The organism is Rhizobium sp. BE258, assembly GCF_031457345.1.
GTDB lineage: Bacteria > Pseudomonadota > Alphaproteobacteria > Rhizobiales > Rhizobiaceae > Rhizobium.
On the sequence record NZ_JAVDWL010000002.1, the window covers coordinates 224,408 to 244,772 of the forward strand.

At 61.1% G+C, this 20,365-nt stretch carries 24 protein-coding genes; 9 read left to right on the top strand and 15 right to left on the bottom strand.

Annotated features, from left to right (window positions below; genetic code table 11):
• Nucleotides 1-2: 2 nt before the first annotated feature.
• The 5 genes from rnhA to J2X43_RS06365 form a co-directional block, all read right to left on the bottom strand.
• On the bottom strand, nt 3-443 hold the full coding sequence (gene rnhA, locus J2X43_RS06345; protein ID WP_112386446.1) for a ribonuclease HI: 441 nt from the start codon (nt 441-443) through the stop codon (nt 3-5).
• The gene (locus J2X43_RS06350; RefSeq protein ID WP_310291889.1) at nt 440-1,405 is read right to left on the bottom strand and encodes a homoserine kinase; all 966 of its coding nucleotides are present in this window, start codon (nt 1,403-1,405) and stop codon (nt 440-442) included. The genes rnhA and J2X43_RS06350 overlap by 4 nt, the downstream gene beginning before the upstream one ends.
• 213 nt (nt 1,406-1,618) lie before the next feature.
• Complete coding sequence (ispH, locus tag J2X43_RS06355; RefSeq protein WP_112386516.1) at nt 1,619-2,620, bottom strand: 4-hydroxy-3-methylbut-2-enyl diphosphate reductase; 1,002 nt, start codon at nt 2,618-2,620, stop codon at nt 1,619-1,621.
• A 62-nt stretch (nt 2,621-2,682) separates the two neighbouring features.
• The gene (locus J2X43_RS06360; RefSeq protein ID WP_405049577.1) at nt 2,683-3,432 is read right to left on the bottom strand and encodes an SURF1 family protein; all 750 of its coding nucleotides are present in this window, start codon (nt 3,430-3,432) and stop codon (nt 2,683-2,685) included.
• A 1-nt stretch (nt 3,433) separates the two neighbouring features.
• Nucleotides 3,434-3,814 (bottom strand): DUF983 domain-containing protein, encoded by a 381-nt coding sequence (locus J2X43_RS06365; protein ID WP_112386517.1) that lies wholly within the window; start codon nt 3,812-3,814, stop codon nt 3,434-3,436.
• 128 nt (nt 3,815-3,942) lie between these two features.
• Between J2X43_RS06365 and J2X43_RS06370 the strand changes: the two genes are divergently transcribed.
• Entirely contained in the window at nt 3,943-4,584 is a 642-nt protein-coding gene (locus tag J2X43_RS06370; RefSeq protein ID WP_310291895.1) for a phosphotransferase-like protein, read from the top strand.
• Between the two features lie 62 nt (nt 4,585-4,646).
• On the opposite strand, the gene J2X43_RS06375 is transcribed toward J2X43_RS06370, so the two are convergent.
• The 6 genes from J2X43_RS06375 to coxB all read right to left on the bottom strand — a co-directional run bounded on the left by J2X43_RS06375 (nt 4,647) and on the right by coxB (nt 9,965).
• Nucleotides 4,647-5,525 (bottom strand): cytochrome c oxidase subunit 3, encoded by an 879-nt coding sequence (locus tag J2X43_RS06375; RefSeq protein WP_112386518.1) that lies wholly within the window; start codon nt 5,523-5,525, stop codon nt 4,647-4,649.
• Between the two features lie 58 nt (nt 5,526-5,583).
• Complete coding sequence (locus J2X43_RS06380; RefSeq protein ID WP_112537166.1) at nt 5,584-6,192, bottom strand: cytochrome c oxidase assembly protein; 609 nt, start codon at nt 6,190-6,192, stop codon at nt 5,584-5,586.
• A gap of 4 nt (nt 6,193-6,196) precedes the next feature.
• Nucleotides 6,197-6,337, bottom strand: coding sequence for a hypothetical protein (locus J2X43_RS06385; RefSeq protein WP_162698648.1), 141 nt, complete (start codon nt 6,335-6,337; stop codon nt 6,197-6,199).
• Nucleotides 6,334-7,290 carry a heme o synthase gene (locus J2X43_RS06390; RefSeq protein ID WP_310291898.1) on the bottom strand — a complete coding sequence of 319 codons (957 nt, stop codon included), beginning with the start codon at nt 7,288-7,290 and terminating at the stop codon, nt 6,334-6,336. The genes J2X43_RS06385 and J2X43_RS06390 overlap by 4 nt, the downstream gene beginning before the upstream one ends.
• A gap of 66 nt (nt 7,291-7,356) precedes the next feature.
• Nucleotides 7,357-9,057, bottom strand: a complete 1,701-nt coding sequence (ctaD, locus tag J2X43_RS06395; protein ID WP_112386452.1) for a cytochrome c oxidase subunit I — start codon at nt 9,055-9,057, stop codon at nt 7,357-7,359.
• 20 nt (nt 9,058-9,077) lie between these two features.
• Entirely contained in the window at nt 9,078-9,965 is an 888-nt protein-coding gene (gene coxB, locus J2X43_RS06400; RefSeq protein WP_112386453.1) for a cytochrome c oxidase subunit II, read from the bottom strand.
• Between the two features lie 340 nt (nt 9,966-10,305).
• On the opposite strand from coxB, the gene J2X43_RS06405 reads away from it, so the two are divergent.
• The 3 genes from J2X43_RS06405 to J2X43_RS06415 all read left to right on the top strand — a co-directional run bounded on the left by J2X43_RS06405 (nt 10,306) and on the right by J2X43_RS06415 (nt 12,926).
• Nucleotides 10,306-10,911 carry an invasion associated locus B family protein gene (locus tag J2X43_RS06405; RefSeq protein WP_112386454.1) on the top strand — a complete coding sequence of 202 codons (606 nt, stop codon included), beginning with the start codon at nt 10,306-10,308 and terminating at the stop codon, nt 10,909-10,911.
• 86 nt (nt 10,912-10,997) lie between these two features.
• Entirely contained in the window at nt 10,998-12,413 is a 1,416-nt protein-coding gene (gene tldD / locus J2X43_RS06410) for a metalloprotease TldD (RefSeq protein WP_112537164.1), read from the top strand.
• 18 nt (nt 12,414-12,431) lie between these two features.
• Entirely contained in the window at nt 12,432-12,926 is a 495-nt protein-coding gene (locus J2X43_RS06415) for a GNAT family N-acetyltransferase (RefSeq protein WP_310291904.1), read from the top strand.
• A gap of 10 nt (nt 12,927-12,936) precedes the next feature.
• Here the strand turns inward: J2X43_RS06415 and J2X43_RS06420 are convergent, their stop codons facing one another.
• A complete protein-coding gene (locus tag J2X43_RS06420; protein WP_310291906.1) occupies nt 12,937-13,236 on the bottom strand; it encodes a pyrophosphatase in 300 nt (99 codons plus the stop codon).
• Between the two features lie 61 nt (nt 13,237-13,297).
• Nucleotides 13,298-14,575 (bottom strand): D-alanyl-D-alanine carboxypeptidase family protein, encoded by a 1,278-nt coding sequence (locus J2X43_RS06425; RefSeq protein ID WP_310291908.1) that lies wholly within the window; start codon nt 14,573-14,575, stop codon nt 13,298-13,300.
• A 221-nt stretch (nt 14,576-14,796) separates the two neighbouring features.
• Here J2X43_RS06425 and J2X43_RS06430 point away from each other — a divergent pair, with 221 nt between their 5' ends.
• A complete protein-coding gene (locus tag J2X43_RS06430) occupies nt 14,797-15,843 on the top strand; it encodes a polysaccharide deacetylase family protein (protein WP_310291911.1) in 1,047 nt (348 codons plus the stop codon).
• A gap of 4 nt (nt 15,844-15,847) precedes the next feature.
• Here the strand turns inward: J2X43_RS06430 and pdxH are convergent, their stop codons facing one another.
• On the bottom strand, nt 15,848-16,468 hold the full coding sequence (gene pdxH / locus J2X43_RS06435) for a pyridoxamine 5'-phosphate oxidase (protein WP_112386460.1): 621 nt from the start codon (nt 16,466-16,468) through the stop codon (nt 15,848-15,850).
• A 66-nt stretch (nt 16,469-16,534) separates the two neighbouring features.
• Between pdxH and J2X43_RS06440 the strand changes: the two genes are divergently transcribed.
• The 4 genes from J2X43_RS06440 (at nt 16,535) to J2X43_RS06455 (ending at nt 19,974) form a co-directional block, all read left to right on the top strand.
• Nucleotides 16,535-16,993, top strand: coding sequence for an RT0821/Lpp0805 family surface protein (locus J2X43_RS06440; protein ID WP_112518182.1), 459 nt, complete (start codon nt 16,535-16,537; stop codon nt 16,991-16,993).
• A gap of 241 nt (nt 16,994-17,234) precedes the next feature.
• Nucleotides 17,235-18,416, top strand: a complete 1,182-nt coding sequence (locus tag J2X43_RS06445; protein ID WP_310291918.1) for a DnaJ C-terminal domain-containing protein — start codon at nt 17,235-17,237, stop codon at nt 18,414-18,416.
• 122 nt (nt 18,417-18,538) lie between these two features.
• A complete protein-coding gene (gene fabI, locus J2X43_RS06450; protein ID WP_112386463.1) occupies nt 18,539-19,357 on the top strand; it encodes an enoyl-ACP reductase FabI in 819 nt (272 codons plus the stop codon).
• 26 nt (nt 19,358-19,383) lie between these two features.
• Complete coding sequence (locus J2X43_RS06455) at nt 19,384-19,974, top strand: histidine phosphatase family protein (RefSeq protein WP_310291923.1); 591 nt, start codon at nt 19,384-19,386, stop codon at nt 19,972-19,974.
• A gap of 6 nt (nt 19,975-19,980) precedes the next feature.
• Here J2X43_RS06455 and J2X43_RS06460 read toward each other — a convergent pair whose 3' ends face one another.
• Complete coding sequence (locus J2X43_RS06460) at nt 19,981-20,241, bottom strand: DUF1344 domain-containing protein (RefSeq protein ID WP_112386465.1); 261 nt, start codon at nt 20,239-20,241, stop codon at nt 19,981-19,983.
• Nucleotides 20,242-20,365 lie beyond the last annotated feature (124 nt).

Genomic DNA, 20,365 nt, shown 5'->3' on the forward strand with positions numbered 1-20,365 from the left:
GCCTATTTCTTTTTGTAGGGGGCCATGCCCATGCGTGCCAGTTCGTCGGCGCGCTCGTTTTCCGGGTGGCCGGCATGGCCCTTGACCCAGTGCCACTTGACCTTGTGGCGCTGGTTGGCGGCATCGAGTGCCTGCCACAGCTCGCCGTTCTTCACCGGCTTCTTGTCGGCGGTCTTCCAGCCGTTCTTCTTCCAGCCGAAGATCCACTTGGAGATGCCGTCCATGACGTATTTGCTGTCGGTGTGGAGATCGACTTCGCAGGCGCTGTTGAGGGCCGAAAGCGCCGAGATCGCCGCCAGCAATTCCATACGGTTGTTGGTGGTCTCGGCTTCGCCGCCAGACAGTTCCTTCTCGACCTCGCCATAACGCAGGATCGCACCCCAGCCGCCGGGACCGGGATTGCCCGAGCAGGCGCCATCGGTGAAGATATCGACATGTTTCATTCGGAAAGCCCGTATTCTGCGGCAGACTTGATCTGGCGGTGGAAGCGCAGCTTGCGCAGATATTCGAGCGGATCCTTCTTGGTGACCATGGCGCCCTCGGGAGTCGTCAGCCAGTCGTAGAGGCGGGTCAGGAAGAAACGCAGCGCCGAGCCGCGCGACAGGATCGGCAGAGCGGCACGTTCGGCTTCGCTGAGCGGGCGGACACTCTGGTAGCCCTCCAGCATCGCCGTGCCCTTGGTGATGTTGTAGGCGCCGTCCTTTTCGAAGCACCAGGCATTGAGGATGATCGAGACGTCATAGGCCAGCAGGTCGTTGCAGGCGAAATAGAAGTCGATCAGACCCGAAAGCTGGTCGCCGAGGAAGAAGACGTTGTCGGGGAAGAGATCGGCATGGATGACGCCTGACGGCAGCTCCCGCGGCCAGTGGGCGGAGAGGAAATCCATCTCGCCGCGCACCTCAGCCGACAGCCCCTTTTCCACCTCGTCAGCGCGGGCCTCTGACTTGTCCCAAAGAACCTTCCAGCCATCGATCGACAACGCATTCGGGCGCTTCAACTCGAAGCCTTCGCCGGCAATGTGCATCTGCGCCAGGGCCCTGCCGACCTCGCGGCAGTGCCTGGATTCCGGCTTGCGCAGCCACATGCCTTCGAGGAAGGAGATCAGCGCCGCCGGGCGCTCCGACAGATGGCCGAGTAGCGCGCCATCCTTGCGCGGCAATGGCAGCGGGCAGGACAGGCCGCCGGCGGAGAGATGCTGCATCAGCCCGAGGAAGAACGGCAGATCGTTCTTTTCGACGCGCTTCTCATAGAGCGTCAGGATCAACGGATCCTTCGTGGTGTGCAGCAGGAAATTCGAATTCTCGACGCCCTCGGCAATCCCCTTGTAGGAGAGCAGCTCGCCAGCATCATATTCCGTCAGGAACCACTTCAGATCGTCTTCGGAGATATCGGTGTAAACGGCCAAGGTGGGGTCTCGTTTCGGGTTGGGTGGTCGCTCGGAGATGATACCCCCCTCTGCCCTGCCGGGCATCTCCCCCTCAAGGGGGGAGATCGGCAGATGGTGAGGGTTTCCCCAAACAATTGATGTCGAGCGAGCGATTTCTCCCAGCTGATCTCCCCCCTTGAGGGGGAGATGTCCGGCAGGACAGAGGGGGGTATCACGCCCTCCGACAGAACACTACCCATTCACAAACGCCATATCCGCCGATGTCAGCTCGATATTGCGCAGCTCGCGATTGACGAGGAAATGCTCGTTTTCCTGTACCGTCTCGGCCAGCTCCACCTGCGCATCGAAACGGGCGCGGAAGGCCTCGATGATTTCGTTGACGATGACTTCGGGGGCCGAAGCGCCTGCGGAGAGGCCGAGCGTCGAGATGTGGCCGATGTCGTCCCAGTTGAGCTCGGAGGCGCGCTGCACGAGGATCGATTTCTTCGCCCCTGCCCTCAGCGCCACTTCGACAAGCCGCTTGGAGTTGGAGGAATTCGGGGCGCCGACGATGATGAAGAGGTCGCAGCCGGGAGCCGCCTGCTTCACCACCTCCTGGCGGTTGGTCGTGGCATAGCAGATCGAATCGGCAGCAGGTGCAGTCAGGTTCGGGAAGCGCTGCTGCAGCCTTGCGATGACGCCAGCGGTATCGTCGACCGAGAGCGTCGTCTGCGTTACGTAGCCGAGATTATCGGGATCGGCGGGCTCGTAGGTGTCGGCGTCCTCGACGGTCTCGATCAGCGAGACCGAGCCCTCGGGCAGCTGGCCCATGGTGCCGATGACCTCGGGGTGTCCGGCATGGCCGATCAGGACGACATGGCGGCCGAGGCGGTTGTGGCGCATCGCCTGCTTGTGGACCTTGGAGACCAGCGGACATGTGGCATCGAGATAGAAGAGGTTGCGGCTGTTGGCATCTTCAGGGACCGACTTCGGAACGCCATGCGCGGAGAACACCACCGGCTGGGCGCGATGCTCTTCCGGGATCTCGTTCAGCTCCTCGACGAAGACGGCGCCCTTGGCTTCCAGGCCCTCGACGACGTAGCGGTTGTGAACGATCTCGTGACGGACGTAGACAGGTGCGCCGTAGGATTTCAGCGCCAGAACGACGATCTGGATGGCACGGTCGACGCCGGCACAGAAGCCACGCGGCCCGCAAAGCCTGATCGTCAGAGGAGGTTTCGCTGCTATGTTCATCTTGCGTCCGGTATCCATCGTCTCGGGTGTCTAGCCCAATATAGGAAGAAATTGAAGCGATACTATTGCGCCGGTGCGTTGCCGCCGCGCTTGCGGAACCAGGAAACGCCGACGATGCCGACGAGCACTGCCGCCAAGCCATACCAGGTGAAGGCATATTCAAGGTGGTTGTTCGGCAGATCGATTTCGGTGACGCCGCCGATCGGCATGCCTTTCGGGTTCGGCGTCGAGTCCGCATCGACGAAGAAGGGCACGACTTTCGCCGGATCGAAACCGTCGCTCGACGTCATCGCGTCGATGTCCTTCCAATAGAAGACATTCTTGGCGAGATCGTTTTCGGGCACGACCCAGGACGGCTTGCCGGGCAAGCGATTGCGGGCAAGACCGGTGACGGTCTGCTGGCCGGTCAGCTGGCCCTGCATGCGCATCTCCGGCTCCTTGTTCTCATAGGGAACGAAGCCGCGATTGACGAAGAGATAACGCCCGTCCGCCATTTCCAGCGGGGTATAGACGTAGAAGCCGGTCTGGCCGCGCCAGGTGGCGAAGAAGTGCCGTTCCTTGTTGTTGACGTAGCGGCCAGTGACGGTGACCGGGCGGTATTCGATATCGGTGCCACCGGCGTGCATCGCCTCGATGGCGGAGAGCTCGACGGGGGCCGAGGTTCGGCGCGAAGCGATGTCGGCGAGAAGGCCTTCCTTCCAGTGCAGCCGCTCGACCTGCCAGGTGCCGAGCGAAATCAGGATGGCGAGCGCAATCAGCACCACGATGCCGGTGAAAACAGGCAGCTTGCGGCGCGTGGCCGGAATGTTCATGTCAGTCACTCAGGCGTCCTTCGCGGGCATTGTGGCGGTATTGCATGGCGATCAGGATGCCCTTGCACCAGCGCAGGGTCAGCAGCGACAGGATGATCGTCAACGGACCGAAGAGCAGGATATGCAGCCAGATCGGCGGCGAATAGTTGACCTCCAGCCAGAGCACCGAGCCGATGACGATGAAGCCCACGATAAGGATGACGAAGACGGCCGGGCCATCGCCCGAATCAGCAAATGCATAATCCAGCCCGCAGGCGGCGCATCGCGGCTTCAGCGACAGCATGCCATCGAACAGCTTGCCGTTGCCGCAGCGCGGGCAGCAGCCCTTGATGCCGGTCTTCACCGGATCGACCGGTGGAAAAAGAGCTGTGTCTTCTTTCATACCCATTCCCGATAGCGGCGATCTCACCTAAAGCCGCCTTAACTCTCCCATAGAGTATCCGCAGGACGAAGGGAAATACCTGCGCGATTTCGCCTCAGCGATTCGCGCCAAACAGAAGAAGAAGACGCATGGACAACGACAACACCGCCGCGCAGATCGTCATTTTGAACGGCGCGCCGCGCAGCGGCAAAACCACGATCGCGAGGGCGATCCAGCAACAATTCGACGGCCCCTGGATGAATCTCGGGGTCGACGGCTACAATGCGATGACGCCGGCCGAGTATCTGCCGGGCATCGGCCTCAGGCCCGGCGGCGAGCGTCCCGATCTCGAGGAACTGGTGCCGTTTTTCTATGCGGCGCTCTACGAATCGATCGCCATCCATGCCGGGCTCGGGCTCAATGTCGTCGCCGATCTCGGCCATCACGACGCGTACTCGCAGCCGCTCGGCATTCTGGCCGATTGCGCCAGGCGTCTCGAAGGCTTTCCGGTACTGTTCGTCGGCGTACGCTGTCCGCTCGACGTCATCATGAAGCGGCGGGAGATCGACGAGCCCGGCCGCGAAGAACTCTATGCCAAGGCGACGGCCGAAACAGCGGTTCCCGAAGCCGTGCGCCGCTGGCAGGAAGAGGTTCACAAGCCCGGCATCTACGATCTCGAGCTCGATACGTCGGTGCTGACGCCCTATGAGTGCGCCGAGGCGATCCGCCATCAGCTCGACATCGGCATTCCCGAACCTTCCGCCTTCGAGCGGATCGCCGGGCTGCGATAGAGCAAAGAAAAAGGCGGGCGCCAGTGGCACCCGCCTTTTTCAATATCAGCCTTTCGGCCGGATCAGCCGTGGGCGACCGGTGCGCCCCATCCACCCCAGATGTAGATGGAGAAGAACAGGAACAGCCAGACGACGTCGACGAAGTGCCAGTACCAGGCCGCAGCCTCGAAGCCGAAATGCTGCTTCGGCGTGAAGTCGCCGCGGATGGCGCGGATCAGGCAGACGATCAGGAAGATCGTGCCGACCAGAACGTGGAAACCGTGGAAGCCGGTCGCCATGAAGAAGGTCGCGCCGTAGATCGATGCCTTGAAGGCGAACGGAGCGTGGGCGTATTCGTAGGCCTGGACGCAGGAGAACAGGATGCCGAGCAGAACGGTGAGCGTCAGGCCCTGGATGAGGCCCTTGCGGTCGTTGTGCAGCAGGGCGTGGTGTGCCCAGGTGACCGTCGTGCCCGAGAGAAGCAGGATGACGGTGTTGTAGATCGGCAGGTGCCAGGGATCGAGAACCTCTATGCCCTTCGGCGGCCATACGCCGCCGGTGAAGGCGAGGCGCGAGGCCTGAATGGCTTCATGCGGATAGAGGCTGGCGTCGAAATAGGCCCAGAACCAGGCAACGAAGAACATCACTTCGGAAGCGATGAACATGATCATGCCGTAGCGAAGGTGCAGCGAGACGACGCGGGTATGCGCGCCCTCGTGGGCTTCCTTCACCGTATCGGCCCACCAGCCGTACATGACGTAGAGGATCAGCGCGAGACCGATGAAGAACAGCCACGGATGCGCCCATTCGATGCCGAACAGGTGCAGCGATCCGCCGTTGATGTAGCGCATGAATCCGACGCCACCGAAGGTGATGATGAAGGCGCCGATCGAGGCGAGCAGCGGCCACGGGCTCGGATCAATGATATGGTAGTCGTGGTTTTTCTGATGCGCGTCGGCCATCTTGTATCCCCGGATCTCTTCCTCGCTCGTTCCCGGCATAGCCGGAAACGGACCTCAATCAAAGTTTCTTTTCAACCTTCTCCGCTCCACCCTCATTCGAAGCCACCGGCTTCGGTCCCTCTTTCGGGTAGAACGTATAGGATAGCGTGACCGTGTGAATGTCTTTCGATTCCACGGCCTTGGTAATTTCCGGATCGATGTAGAACACCACCGGCATTTCAAGCTTTTCGCCCGGCTTCAGATCCGTCTCGGTGAAGCAGAAGCACTGGACCTTGTTGAAATAGGCCCCGGCTTCGCCCGGCGTGACGTTGAACACCGCCTGGCCGCGCTGGGTCTCATTCGAGCGGTTCTCGGCAACGAAATTGACCTGGATCGTCTCGCCGATGCGCGGATTGACTTCGCGCTGGACCGGCTTGAATTCCCAGAACAGGCCGGGAGCGACATTGGCGTCGAAGGTGACGCGCATCTTGCGGTCGAGGATCACGGTCGATGCCTGCTCGACGCGCTGCGTCGTGCCATTATAGCCGGTGATCTGGCAGAACATGCGGTAGAGCGGAACGGCGGCATAGCTCATCGCGCCCATGCCGACGACGAAGCTCAGGCACATCATGACGACGGCGCCGTTGTTGCGGCCCTTCTTCTTCGGCGCGTCCACGGTCTCGCTCATTCGCTCAGCCTCCGTGCCCGGTGAACTTGACGATGGTGATCGCATAGAACAGCACGCAAAGGCCTGCCAGCACGAGGCCAAGCGCGACGTTGCGATTGCGGCGCGACTTGCGCTGCGCTTCGGTCAATTTGACGGTTTCGATCAAATCAAACCTCCTGCGTGGAACACCAGGATAGAGGCCACGCGATCGAACATGAGAGCAGAGAAGATGGCAAACAGATAGAAGATCGAGAAAGCGAACAGCTTCTTTGCCGGGATCATCTTCAGATCGCCATCCGGCATCCGCCAGACGGCGATGGAACAGCTTATGAAAATTGCGCCGAGCAGCGTCGCAACGAGGCCGTAGCCGAAGCTGGCAAAGCCGAGCAAGGACGGGACGACGCCGCAGACGGCCGTCAGCACCGCATAGGCAACGATCTGATGCTTGGTGGTGCGCTCGCCTGAGACGTTCGGCAGCATCGGCACGCCGACGGACTCGTAGTCGTGCATCTTAAAGAGCGCGAGAGCCCAGAAATGCGCCGGCGTCCACAGGAAAATGATCAGGAAGAGAACGGTGCTTTCGATGGTGACCGAATTGGTCACGCAGGCCCAGCCGATCATCGGCGGGAAAGCGCCTGCCGCGCCGCCGATGACGATGTTCTGCGGCGTCGAGCGCTTCAGCCACATCGTATAAACGACGGCATAGAAGAAGATGGTGAAGGCCAGGATTCCGGCCGAGAGCCAGTTGACGGCGAGGCCGAGGATCGAGACCGAGAAGCCTGAAAGAACGAGGCCGAAAGCCAGCGCTTCGCGCGGCTGGATGCGGCCGGCCGGGATCGGGCGCTGAGCAGTACGGGTCATGACAGCGTCGATATCGGCGTCATACCACATGTTCAGCGCGCCCGACGCGCCTGCGCCGACAGCAATGCAAAGGATCGAGATGAGGCCGAGGATCGGATTGATATGTCCGGGCGCCAGCACGAGGCCGGCAAAGGCCGTGAAAACCACCAGCGACATGACGCGGGGCTTCAGAAGCTCGAAATAATCGCGTGCGCCTGCTTCCGACAGGCGAAAGTCGCCTTCGTTTGCAAGTGCCTCGTGATTGTCGATGACCGTCATTATTCCGTCCTGCTTACATCAAGGCCGGACGCCGCATCTTGGTGCGGCGTCCGGTATTACAGCATCTTACTTGATGCGCGGAAGCTGTTCCCACTGGTGGTACGGCGGCGGCGAAGGCAGCTGCCATTCGAGCGTCGTTGCACCCTCACCCCACGGATTGTCACCAGCCAGGCGCTTCTTGGCGAAAGCTTCGAAGACACCGAAGAGGAAGATGAGAACCGCAAAGGCCGAGATGTAGGAGCCGATGGAGGACACGTAGTTCCAGCCGGCGAAGGCATCCGGATAGTCGATGTAGCGGCGCGGCATGCCGGCGAGGCCGAGGAAATGCTGCGGGAAGAACACCAGGTTCACGCCGATGAACATGACCCAGAAGTGCAGATTGCCGATCCACTCGCTGTACATGTAGCCCGACATCTTCGGGAACCAGTAGTACCACGCAGCGAAGATGGCGAACACGGCGCCGAGCGACAGAACGTAGTGGAAGTGAGCCACGACGTAGTAGGTGTCATGCAGCGAGCGGTCGAGACCGGCATTTGCCAGCTGAACGCCGGTGACGCCACCGACCGTGAACAGGAAGATGAAGCCGATTGCCCAGATCATCGGCGTGCGGAAGCTGATCGAGCCGCCCCACATCGTTGCGATCCAGGAGAAGATCTTCACGCCCGTCGGAACGGCGATGACCATCGTTGCGAACACGAAGTAGCGCTGTGCATCGAGCGACAGGCCGACCGTGTACATGTGGTGCGCCCAGACGACGAAGCCGACGGCACCGATGGCGACCATGGCGTAGGCCATGCCGAGGTAACCGAAAACCGGCTTCTTCGAGAAGGTCGAGATGATGTGGCTGACGATGCCGAAGCCCGGCAGAATCAGGATGTACACTTCCGGGTGACCGAAGAACCAGAACAGGTGCTGGTAGAGGATCGGGTCGCCGCCGCCTTCAGGTGCGAAGAAGGACGTGCCGAAGTTGCGGTCGGTGAGCAGCATGGTGATGCCGCCTGCCAGAACCGGCAGCGAGAGCAGCAGCAGGAAGGCCGTGATCAGAACGGCCCAGGCAAAGAGCGGCATCTTGTGCAGCGTCATGCCCGGAGCGCGCATGTTCAGGATTGTGGTGATAAAGTTAATCGCGCCGAGGATCGACGACGCACCGGCGATATGCAGCGAGAAGATCGCCAGATCGACGGCCGGGCCAGGCTGGCCTGCGGTTGCGAGCGGCGGATACATCGTCCAGCCGCCACCAGCGCCGTAAGCACCGGCCGGGCCTTCGACGAACATCGACAGCACGAGCAGCAGGAAGGCCGGAACGATCAGCCAGAACGAGATGTTGTTCAGACGCGGGAACGCCATATCAGGCGCACCGATCATGATCGGCACCATCCAGTTGGCGAAGCCGCCGATCATCGCCGGCATGACCATGAAGAAGATCATGATCAGGGCGTGAGCGGTGGTGAAGACGTTGAACATGTGCTTGGCGCCGTCGATCGCGGCGTCGCCTTCGAAGCCGTAAACCATCGAGGCCAGACCGTGGAAGATCTGGATGCCAGGCTCCTGAAGCTCCATGCGCATGGCAACGGAGAGCGCGCCGCCGATGATGCCGGCGAAGATCGCGAAGATCAGGTAGAGCGTGCCGATGTCCTTGTGGTTCGTCGAGAAGAACCAGCGATTGACGAAGCTCGGCGTATGCGAGTGATTGTGATGGTCGTCATGCGCATGCGCGTCATGGCCATGCTGATCATGAGAATGATCGTGAGCGGAAGGTCCAGCCATTGTCCCGAGTCCCTTCTAAATTACTGAGCGTTTTCGGCGACATCGACGGTCTTCGGACCATCGGTTGCTGCCATGAGGCTTTTGTAGGCCCCGGGAAGATCAGAAGCGGCGGCCGTCAGCCACTGCTTGTACTTGTCTTCGGAAACGACACGGATCGCGATCGGCATGAACGCATGGTCCTTGCCGCAGAGCTCGGAACACTGGCCGTAGAACAGGCCTTCGCGCTCGGTCTTGAACCAGGTTTCGTTGAGACGGCCCGGAACAGCATCGATCTTGACGCCGAAGGACGGCATCGCGAAAGCGTGGATGACGTCGGTCGGAGCAGCCGTCACCAGAACGCGGACCGTCTTGCCGACAGGCAGGACGACTTCGTTGTCGACGGCGAGCAGGCGCGGATAGGTGGAGAGGTCGGTCTTGCCGGCAGCGGCACGATCCGGATCCTTCAGCAGGTAGGAATCGAAAGCCAGCGGATTGTCGCCGGTGCCTTCATATTCGTAATTCCACTGCCACTGGGTCGCGGTTGCCTTCAGCGTCACATCCGGATTTTCCGGCAGCGTCAGCTGGGCGGTCAGAAGGTTGAACGACGGAACAGCGAGGAAGAGAAGGATCAGAACCGGCCCCACGGTCCAGATGACTTCGATAACCGTGTTGTGGCTGGTCTTCGACGGCACCGGATTGGCGCTGGCGCGGAACTTCCAACAGACGACGATGAGCAGGATCAGAACGAAGAGCGTGATCGGTACGATGAACCACAGCGTATATTGTTCGAACCAGCGGATTTCCCGCATAATCGGCGTCGCCGCCGGCTGCAGCGTTGCCTGCCACGGCATCGGCTGATCGGCATATGTGCCGGAAGCAAAAAGCAGACAGACCAGCGCGGTCAGAGCTGCATAAGCCTTCTTAATCACCTTAGTATCTCCCTCGAGCGCTTGACCTGCCATAAATCGAACGCAGAATCCTTGCCATCTTCTGCGCTTCAAACCACAGTTTGCCATGGACCGCAACTGGCCAAAGCAATTGTCTATGCGGCATTTTTGCGTAACGACAAATTCGCAAGCAGGCACAAAACATTACCGCCGATTTGCACCATCATACGGAAAAGCCTTACGCGGGCCAATCCAAAGCCCGAACATTCTTGCCGAAAGGTCCTATTTCTGCCGTAGTCCCCCGGTTTTCACGGGGCAGGTCTTTTCATTTTCGGTGACGGCCTTCAACAATACCGTCACCGATTCGAATCCAGAGGTTTTTATGGGTTTCCGTTCCCTTGCGCGGTCGCTTGCCGTGACCACCATACTTGCAGCAGCAGCGGCCACCCCCGTCTTCGCGCAGCAACAGCCGGCCGCCAAGCCGCCCGCACAGGCTGAACCCGCGCCCCCGGCACCCGGACAGCAGCAGGCCGTTCCCGGCCAGAGCCAGCCGCAGGCACCGGGCACGGTAAAATCCAACCACGGCGCCTGGTCCGTCGTCTGCGACAAGCCGGCCGGCGCGTCGGCCGAGCAGTGCGCGCTGATGCAGAACGTGATTGCCGAAGACCGTCCTGAAGTCGGCCTCTCGGTCGTCGTGCTGAAGACCGCCGACCGCAAGTCGAAGATCCTGCGCGTGCTGGCGCCCCTCGGCGTGCTGCTGCCGAACGGCCTCGGCCTCAATGTCGATGGCAAGGATATCGGCCGCGCCTATTTCGTCCGTTGCTTTGCCGATGGCTGCTATGCAGAAGTCGTGCTCGAGGATGAGCTGCTCAAGACCTTCCGCAGCGGCACCAGCGCCACCTTCATCGTCTTCCAGACACCGGAAGAAGGTATCGGCATTCCGGTCGATCTGAAGGGCTTTGCCGAAGGCTACGACGCACTACCCTGATAAGGGCCTGATTGGGGCTTGCTCGAACACCCGTCCGGACCTACATCGGCTTGAAGCATTACAGCTTTGAAGCGGAGCATACCATCATGAATACCGACCTCCTGACGCTCTTCGATGCCGACGAAGCGACGATGCGCAAGCTCGTGGCCGAAGCGCTTTCCGGCTCCGATGACGGCGAGCTCTACATCGAGCATGCGCAGGCGGAATCGCTGATGTTCGACAACGGCCGCCTCAAGGGCGGCAGCTTCAATACCGAGCAGGGTTTTGGCCTGCGCGCCGTGGCTGGCGAAGCGGTGGGTTACGCCCATGCCGGCGACCTCTCGGTTTCGGCGCTGAAGCGCGCTGCCGATGCGGTCGGCGCTGTCACGCGCGGCTATTCCGGCAGCTATGCCGCCGCCCCCCAGGGCACCAACAAGAAATTCTACAACGACGAGAACCCGATTGGCTCGCCCTCCTTCGAAGAGAAGGTGAAGGTGCTGACCGATATCGACGCCTATCTGCGCGGCAAGGACGACAAGGTGCGGCAGGTGACGGCTTCGGTTGCCGCCAGCTGGCAGGTCGTCGATATCCTGCGTGCCGATGGCCACCGCGTCCGCGACATCCGGCCGATGACCCGCATCAACATCTCGGTCATGGTGGGCGAAGGCGACCGGCAGGAGAGCGGCTCCTACGGATCCGGCGGGCGCATCGGCTTCGGCGACTTCATCACCGAGGGCAGCTGGCAGACCGGCGCCGACGAGGCGCTGCGCCAGGCGCTGGTCAATCTCGAAGCCATCGAAGCCCCCGCAGGCACGATGGATGTGGTGCTCGGCTCCGGCTGGCCCGGCGTCATGCTGCACGAGGCTGTCGGCCACGGTCTGGAAGGCGATTTCAACAGGAAGAAGACCTCGGCCTTTGCCGGCCTGCTCGGCCAGATGGTCGCCGCTCCCGGTGTCACCGTCGTCGACGACGGCACGATCGACAACCGCCGCGGCTCGATCACCATCGACGACGAAGGCACGCCTTCGGCTTACAACGTGCTGATCGAGAACGGCAAGCTCGTCGGCTACATGCAGGACCGGCAGAATGCCCGGCTGATGGGCATGAAGGCGACCGGCAACGGGCGCCGCCAGGGCTATGCCCATGTGCCGATGCCGCGCATGACCAACACCTATATGCTCGGCGGCGACAAGACGCCTGAGGAGATCATTTCCTCGGTCAAGAAGGGCATCTATGCCGTTTCCTTCGGCGGCGGCCAGGTGGATATCACTTCGGGCAAGTTCGTTTTCGGCTGCACCGAGGCCTACCTGATCGAAAACGGCAAGATCGGCGCGCCGATCAAGGGCGCGATGCTGATCGGCAATGGCCCTGACGCGATGAAGCGCATCTCCATGGTCGGCAACGACATGAAACTCGATACCGGCATCGGCAATTGCGGTAAGGCCGGACAATGGGTGCCCGTCGGCGTCGGCCAGCCGCACCTGCGCATGGACCAGGTTACCGTTGGCGGTACGCAAACCTAACAACCTCAGGAGACGGCGATGAGCGAGATCCTGATACGGCCCTTTGCCATCGCCGACATCGACGGCGTCTTTTCGGTGATCCTGCCGATCCAGCGGGATGAGTTCGGCATCGCCATCACCGCCGACGACCAGCCGGATCTGGCGGTGATCCCCGACTTCTACCAGGCCCGCAAGGGGCAGTTCTGGGTCGCCGAACTCGACGGAACGATCGTCGGGACGCTCGGCCTCAAGGATATCGGCAATAACCAGACGGCGTTGCGCAAGATGTTCGTGGCGGCCGATGTGCGCGGCCGCGAGCACAATGTCGCCGTCCGCCTGCTCGAGGTGCTCCTTGCGCATGCCGGGGAGCATGAGATCACCGATATCTTCCTCGGCACCACTGACCGGTTCCTCGCCGCCCACCGGTTCTACGAAAAGAACGGGTTTAGCGAGATCAGCCGGAACGACCTCCCCCGCGCCTTCCCTGTCATGGGCGTCGACAGTAAATTCTACCGGCGGGCACTCGGCAAATAACTCCGCGCATTCACGGCCTAAACAGCCATTTCCGCTCGACGGAGGGTGCGAGGTCGATGCCGTTGTGGTGGGCGAAGAGGAGGATGTGGCCGAGGAGATCGGCGGTCTCGTCGGCGAGGTCCTGCTTCATCTCGGCGGATGTCCGGCCCTTGGCGCGTCCCCTCCCCGTCAGGCGGTTCCAGGCCTGGGTGAGTTCACCCATCTCTTCCTGAAGCTTGAGCAGAAACCAGTCGGGATCGCGCTCCACGCCGTTTGCCGTGGCATAGGCCTTTGAGGCCGCCTCGAATTTTCCGGTAAGATCTGACAGCATTTCGTTCTCCTTCCGTACTCATGAAGGAGAACCGTGATTCCTGGCTGTTGTCCAGTCTAGATCAGCCGTTGCCGCCGACCATCACGCAGTCATAGGAGCGCTTCTTCAGGGCATCGCAGGCAGCGGCGGCGGCATCGCGGCTGCCGAAACCGGTGAAGCGGGCGCGGTAGACGGCGCTCGCGCCGGTGCCGACGGCCTGGGTCAGCGGCGAGGCGGATTTCAGTGCCGCACCGCCTTCGGTCTTGGCCTGCGCGAGCAGTGCCTGTGCGGCCTCGGCGCTTGGTGCTGCGGAGATCTGGATCTGCCAGCCGCTGGCCGATGCCTGCAGCTTGCCGCCCTTGCCCATCTTGTCGAGCGCGGCCGGGCGGTCGAGCGGAACGGTGGTGCCGCTGTAGCCGAGCGCGAAGGGGATTGCCTCGGCATCGCCCTGGGCGCGCGGTGCGTTCACCGGAACCGGCAGATCGCCGTCATCCGCAGCGGAAGCGACTTCAACCGGAGCTGCCGGCTGCGGCTTGCTGCCGGCACTGGCAACCAGCTTGGCACCACCCGATGCGCGGTCGAGATACTTGTCGAGCAGTGCTGCCATCTGGGCATCGCGGCTGCGGGCCGTGCGGCCGCCGAGAACGACGCCGACGACGCGGCGGTTGCCATCGCGCACGGCGCTGACGAGATTGAAGCCGGAGGCGTTGGTATAGCCGGTCTTGATGCCGTCCATGCCTTCGTAGCGGTACATGAGATTGTTGTGGCCGCGGATCGTCTTGCCGCGGAAATTGAAGGAAGCCACCGAGAAGAGCTGGTATTCCTTCGGGAAATTGCGGATCAGCGCCACGCCGAGGGTCGACATGTCGCGGGCCGTCGTTACTTGGCGAGCGTCGGGAAGGCCCGAGGCATTGTAGAAGGTGGTGCGGCTCATGCCGAGCTGGCGGGCCTTCTGCGTCATCATCCGGGCAAAGTTGCTTTCCGAACCGCCGAGCTTCTCGCCCATGGCAGCGGCAGCGTCGTTGGCCGACTTGACGATCATGCCATAGACCGCTTCACGCACGGTGATCGTGCCGCCGGGGCGAACGCCGAGTTTCGTCGGCGGGCGGCTCGCGGCATATTTGGACATGACGATCTGGCTATCCCAGCTGAGCTTGCCGCGATTGATCGCTTCGAAGGCGAGATAGAGGGTCATCATCTTGGTCAGCGATGCCGGGTGATTCAGCACGTCGGCATTTTCAGAGGCGAGGACCTTGCCGGTGCGGGCATCGAGGATGAAAGAGGCGTTGCCGGCGATCGCCGCAACGGGTGCCGAAAAGGCAAGCGTCGCAGTCAAGAGTGTGGCCAACAGCCTGTTCATGGATTTCCCCTCTAGGTGCCACGCGCGCGCAGCATTGCCAAAATGTGTCCCGTTCTGTGACAGAAGCCCGCACTTTGGCGCGACTTTGAGGCAACGAACACTGGTTCTCTGAGTTTTTTCCACCCGTGGTGAAGGAAACGTAAAGATTTCAGTCCGAAAAGCAATCTTCAGCAAGGTTTAACACCAGAATTGGTAGGGTCCGGACCTTTCACGGAGCTGACATGCAGGGATTGTGGAAAAAAAGGGCGAAGAAGGCCGCCATCACCGCCGGCCTTGAAGCGGCGCATCTGATCAGCGCTACGCGGCTGATGCGCGGCGCGCGCGGCCGTGGCGCAATCTTCACCCTGCACCATGTCCGCCCTTACGAGGCGCATGACTTCGAACCCAATGCGCATCTCGAAATTACGCCGGAATTCCTCGATGCGGCGCTGTCGCGGCTTACGAAGGACGGATATCGCTTCGTGGCGCTTTCGGACGTCCCTGCCCTGCTCTCTGCGCCGGCAGGCGATGCGCCGTTTGCCGCCTTCACACTCGACGACGGTTATCGCAACAATCTCGTCCACGCCTATCCGATTTTCGAAAGGCACGAGGCGCCGTTCACGATCTTCGTGGCCAAGGGGCTGACCGAGCGCACGCACAGTATCTGGTGGGAAACGCTGACGCTGCTGTTGCGCCGCGCCGATCTGCTGCATTTCGATTTCGGCAGCGGCGACGAGATACTCAGGCTCGAAAATCCGGCCGATCAATACGCGGCATTCGCGAGATTTGCCGCCTTTCTCCATAGCACAGACGAAACGGCGGCGATCGCGCGGCTCGACGCCCTGGCGCGGCAGCACGAGATCGATCCGCTCGGCATCGTCGACGATCTGGTGATGGGAGAGGCCGAGCTCAATCTGCTGGAGGCGAGCCCCCTCGCTTCGCTCGGCGCGCATACGATCAGCCACCGGGCGCTCGCCCGGCTGCCGGAAGCCGACGCCCGCGAGGAGATGCTGATTTCGGCCGATCACGTAGAAGTGGTTACCGGCCATCGGCCCGTGACGATCGCTTTTCCTTACGGCACCCGGGAGGCGGCGACGCAACGCGAGGCGGCAATTGCCGCCGGCCTCGGCTTCACGGTGTCCGTGACGACGCAGCCCGGCGTTATAAAGACCGGGCTATCCGGCGGCACCCATTACCTGCCGCGTCTGTCGCTGAACGGTCTCTACCAGAAGCCTCGTTATGTTTCGGCGCTGGCCTCAGGCATTCCCCTGAAACTGATGGGGAAATAAGAGGTTACGGATACATCCGGACCTTTTCCCAATCGCCCTCAGGCTCCGCACGGCGGAACTCGATGCGGTCGTGGAGACGGAAATTCTGGTCTTTCCAGAACTCGATGCTGACGGGCTTGATGCGGAAACCGGACCAGTAGGACGGGCGGGGAATTTCACCGATCGCATAGCGGGCGGTATATTCGGCAACCGACTTCTCGAGTGCGAAACGGCTTTCGAGCGGACGGGACTGTTTCGAGGCCCAGGCACCGATGCGGCTGCCGCGGGCGCGCGATTTAAAATAGACGTCGGCCTCTTCGTCGGTTACGACTTCCACCGGACCACGCAAACGCACCTGGCGGCGCAGCGTCTTCCAATGGAAGCACATGGCCGCCTTTTGCTGTCCCAAGATTTCGCGACCTTTCTGGCTCTCGAAATTGGTGTAGAAGACGAAGCCTGCGGTATCGAAGCCCTTCAGGAGGACCATGCGGACATTGGGAAGACCAGCCTCATCGACGGTTGCCAGCGCGACGGCATTGGGATCGTTGACCTCCGAAGCCTCGGCTTCCTTCAGCCATTCCGCGAAAAGCTTGAATGGTTCGCCGCGTTCGGTAAAGTCACTGCTTGTTAACTCATTTGCCGACATATTAGCTCAAATGCCCCGGGTTATCAGGTTAAATGCCCAGCTATTCACGACTGGACAGGACACAGGGTGGAAGTCATAGCAAAGTCAACTCACCATACAAAGGGCTTCCTGCGCCGCAGTGGTTCGCTCCTTCTCATCGGCATGGCGACACTCTCGCTGTCAGGCTGCATGACCGGTGGTTTTGACTTCCTCAGCGATTCTAAGGTCGACCGCTCCGTCTCGACCGGTACCGTGCCGCAGAACCCGCCGAGCACCGATACGCTTTCAGACGAAATGACCGTGCGCAACGCCGTGACCTCTGCCGATGTCGGCAAGGTCGGCGCGCAACCGCTGGCCTGGGCCAATGCCTCGACCGGCAGTGCAGGCGTGATCGACACTATCGTCGAGAACAACGATTCCGGCCAGGTCTGCCGGCAGTTCCGCACCACCCGTCATTCGTATGACGGCATTGCCAAGTTCATGGGCAAGACCTGCCTCGTCGGCGGCGGCAACTGGCAGCTTCTGAGCTTCCAGCCGGAAGGCTGAACCTTTTCCACAGGAATGCTTAATGCGCGCGGCGGCGGCATGACAATGCTTAGCAGAACGATAACCATTTGCCGCGAAAGCCACCGACACCGGCGGCGAAAATAACAAGTGATTAGCAACTCTCCCGCACGATCCAGCCCATAAGCGCGAGGTCCGGTTGAACCGGATGGCGCGCAAAGAGTTGTTATTGGGCTTTCGGCTGCCAAAGGGTGGCAGCCGGATCGGACACCGGCGGATTACTATGCGCGATCCATATAAGGTTTTGGGCGTCCAGAGGGACGCAGGAGCTGACGAAATCAAGGCTGCTTGGCGCAATATGGCCAAGGCGGTCCATCCTGACCACAATCAGAGCGACCCGAACGCCACGGCGCGTTTTGCCGAGGTCGGCCGCGCCTATGAGACGCTGAAGGATCCGAAGAAGCGCAGCCTCTTCGACACGGCTGCGCGCATGGCGGCGGCAAAGGTTAGCGGCGAAACCATCATGCAGCAGCGCCAGGCCGCGCGCGAAGCGGCTATCCGTGCCAAGCAGGCGCAGGAGAATGCCGAGCGTGTGATGGAAGAACTCGCGCGCGCCAACGCCCAGAAAGCGGCGAAAGCAGCGGCGGAGGAAGCGCAGAAGCAGAAGGCAGCAGGCTCCGAAAGTGCAGAAGACGTCGTCGAGCGCATCTTCGGCGCGAACGCGCAGGCCAAGACTGCGGGCGCCGGCGCAACGGGCCAGGCCCAGCAGCAGGCACAATCGCAGGCAAAGGCAAGACCTGCCGAGCCCGAAGCCGCCAAGAGCGAGCCGGACGCGGCCAAGCCGGATGGCGACAATGCCGACGCGAATGCCGCTGCAGCAGCAGCCAACATATTGCAGCCTTTCAGCATTCTGACATCGCTGGTGCGCCGGTTCACCGGCGCTGCGCCGGCACCCGAAAAGGCGCCGGACCAGTTTGCCCAGGCGACAGTGACGATCGAAGACATCCTGAAAGGCAACCGTATCACCGTTCCGCTGGGCGAAGCCCAGGAGGCGAGCTTCACGCTTTCCTCAGGGACAACAGACGGACAGCAGGTTCGCCTTAAGGGACAGGGGCTGAAACTGCCGAACATGCAGCGCGGCGACGCCGTGATCAGCGTGCGCATCGCATCCGACCCGAAGTTTACCGTGCACGGCTACGACCTGCACACCGTTCTGCCGCTGACCATCGAGAACGCAGTGCTTGGCACGGAAGCCGAGATCGATGGTCCCGACGGCAAGGTCCGGGTCAGCGTTCCGGCCTGGTCCGGTTCGGACAAATCGATCCGCGTCCAGAACCAGGGACTGCCTGACGGCAACGGTGCGAAGGGCGATCTCGTCGTCGAGTTGCGCATTATTCTGTGGGAAAAACCGGACGATAAGGTCACCGACCTGATGAGAAGCATGCGCGAAGGGCTTTTCCTGTGAAATTTTCGTGACAAGAGCACCCTTTGTTACGATCCCTAACAGTTGATGATTGCTCGCAATCTTGAACCGATTAGCTGCCTATGCCATAGGCACGTTTGAATTGGTTCATTAGGGGGCAAAATATGGCTCAAGCAACAGGCCTCATGTCAGGCAAGCGCGGCGTCATCATGGGCGTTGCGAACAATCGCTCGATCGCGTGGGGCATTGCGAAGGCCATTCATGCACAGGGCGGCGAAATCGCCTTTACCTATCAGGGCGAAGCGCTGAAGAAGCGCGTCGAGCCGCTGGCTGCCGAACTCGGCGGCGTTCTGGCCGGCCACTGTGATGTCTCCGACGAATCCACTATCGATGAAGTCTTCGCCAATGTCGAAAAGATGTGGGGCAAGATCGATTTCGTCGTTCACGCCATCGGCTTCTCCGACAAGGACGAGCTGACCGGCCGCTATGTCGATACCTCTGCGGACAACTTCAACAAGACGATGCAGATCTCCGTCTTCTCCTTCACCTCGGTCGCGCGCCGCGCCGAGAAGCTGATGACGGATGGCGGTTCGCTGCTCACCCTCACCTACTACGGCGCCGAGAAGGTGATGCCGAACTACAACGTCATGGGCGTTGCCAAGGCCGCTCTCGAAGCCAGCGTCAAGTATCTGGCCGTCGACCTCGGACCGAAGAACATCCGCGTCAACGCGATCTCCGCTGGCCCGATCAAGACGCTCGCAGCCTCCGGCATCGGCGACTTCCGCTACATCCTGAAGTGGAACGAGTACAACGCTCCGCTGCGCCGCACGGTTACCATCGAAGAAGTCGGCGACGTCGGCCTCTACATGCTGTCCGATCTGTCGCGCTCGGTCACCGGTGAAGTTCACCACGCCGACAGCGGCTACCATGTCATCGGCATGAAGGCTGTGGACGCGCCGGATATTTCGGTTATCAAGGACTGACCGAACTCCAAGAAACGGGACATGCCGTGCTTATCTATGTGGTCCGACACGGCCAGACCGATTGGAATGCCGAACGCCGTCTCCAGGGACAGAAGGACATTCCGCTGAACCCCATCGGCCGCGAACAAGCGCGGCTGAACGGTATTGATCTCGCAGAGATCCTGAAGGTCGAAGGCATTGCCTTCGACTTCGTCGCCAGCCCCCTCACCCGCACCCGCCAGACGATGGAGATCATCCGCGAGGCCATGGGCGTCGATCCCAAGGCCTACCGCACCGACGAACGGCTGGTCGAGGTTTCCTTCGGCGATTGGGAAGGCTCGACGATCAAGGAATTGAAGGCGACGCAGCGTGATCGCGTCACCGAGCGCAACCTCAACAAATGGGATTTCATCCCCCCTGGCGACGACGCCGAGAGCTACGAGATCATGTCGTGGCGGATTGCGTCCTGGCTAAATTCCGTTGATAAACCAACAGTTTGCGTGACGCATGGTGGCGTCATTCGCAGTCTTTTCAAGATGATTGCCGATGTGCCGAAGCACGAAGCGGCCGAAGGCGACATTCCGCAGGACCGGATCTTGAAGATCGACAGGGCGGAACGGCTGATCGGCTGGATCTGATCCCGGTTACTGGACGATATCGAGGTCGTTGATGACGCGCTTGCCGTCGACCTCAGTATAGAAGATCACGACCTTCACGCCGGCCTTCAGACCATCGAAATTGAATTCTTCCGGCGCCTGATAGGTCTTGCCGTCGTCGAGCGTCAGGCTGAGATTGGCCGTATCGACCTTCTTGATCGTCGCCTCGACGTCGGCGCTTTCAGCAAAACCGCTGATCGGCGACAGGAAACTTGCGGTGGCCAACAGCGTGGCAACAAAAAAACGCATCGCGGCGACCCTCTTCACACTCGACTCAAAAATCTTATGGAACACAGATAACCCTCTGAATATGGCAAAAATTGCCCGGAACAATGGCTTTCACCGCCCAATTGATGAATAGCATTTTAACAAT

Bases quoted from the DNA above. Each gene is read 5' to 3' on its own strand.
- rnhA (WP_112386446.1), bottom strand. From the start codon at position 443: ATGAAACATGTCGATATCTTCACCGATGGCGCCTGCTCGGGCAATCCC.
- ispH (WP_112386516.1), bottom strand. From the start codon at position 2,620: ATGAACATAGCAGCGAAACCTCCTCTGACGATCAGGCTTTGCGGGCCG.
- J2X43_RS06360 (WP_405049577.1), bottom strand. From the start codon at position 3,432: ATGAACATTCCGGCCACGCGCCGCAAGCTGCCTGTTTTCACCGGCATC.
- J2X43_RS06365 (WP_112386517.1), bottom strand. From the start codon at position 3,814: ATGAAAGAAGACACAGCTCTTTTTCCACCGGTCGATCCGGTGAAGACC.
- J2X43_RS06370 (WP_310291895.1), top strand. From the start codon at position 3,943: ATGGACAACGACAACACCGCCGCGCAGATCGTCATTTTGAACGGCGCG.
- J2X43_RS06375 (WP_112386518.1), bottom strand. From the start codon at position 5,525: ATGGCCGACGCGCATCAGAAAAACCACGACTACCATATCATTGATCCG.
- J2X43_RS06380 (WP_112537166.1), bottom strand. From the start codon at position 6,192: ATGAGCGAGACCGTGGACGCGCCGAAGAAGAAGGGCCGCAACAACGGC.
- J2X43_RS06390 (WP_310291898.1), bottom strand. From the start codon at position 7,290: ATGACGGTCATCGACAATCACGAGGCACTTGCAAACGAAGGCGACTTT.
- ctaD (WP_112386452.1), bottom strand. From the start codon at position 9,057: ATGGCTGGACCTTCCGCTCACGATCATTCTCATGATCAGCATGGCCAT.
- J2X43_RS06405 (WP_112386454.1), top strand. From the start codon at position 10,306: ATGGGTTTCCGTTCCCTTGCGCGGTCGCTTGCCGTGACCACCATACTT.
- tldD (WP_112537164.1), top strand. From the start codon at position 10,998: ATGAATACCGACCTCCTGACGCTCTTCGATGCCGACGAAGCGACGATG.
- J2X43_RS06415 (WP_310291904.1), top strand. From the start codon at position 12,432: ATGAGCGAGATCCTGATACGGCCCTTTGCCATCGCCGACATCGACGGC.
- J2X43_RS06420 (WP_310291906.1), bottom strand. From the start codon at position 13,236: ATGCTGTCAGATCTTACCGGAAAATTCGAGGCGGCCTCAAAGGCCTAT.
- J2X43_RS06425 (WP_310291908.1), bottom strand. From the start codon at position 14,575: ATGAACAGGCTGTTGGCCACACTCTTGACTGCGACGCTTGCCTTTTCG.
- J2X43_RS06430 (WP_310291911.1), top strand. From the start codon at position 14,797: ATGCAGGGATTGTGGAAAAAAAGGGCGAAGAAGGCCGCCATCACCGCC.
- pdxH (WP_112386460.1), bottom strand. From the start codon at position 16,468: ATGTCGGCAAATGAGTTAACAAGCAGTGACTTTACCGAACGCGGCGAA.
- J2X43_RS06445 (WP_310291918.1), top strand. From the start codon at position 17,235: ATGCGCGATCCATATAAGGTTTTGGGCGTCCAGAGGGACGCAGGAGCT.
- fabI (WP_112386463.1), top strand. From the start codon at position 18,539: ATGGCTCAAGCAACAGGCCTCATGTCAGGCAAGCGCGGCGTCATCATG.
- J2X43_RS06460 (WP_112386465.1), bottom strand. From the start codon at position 20,241: ATGCGTTTTTTTGTTGCCACGCTGTTGGCCACCGCAAGTTTCCTGTCG.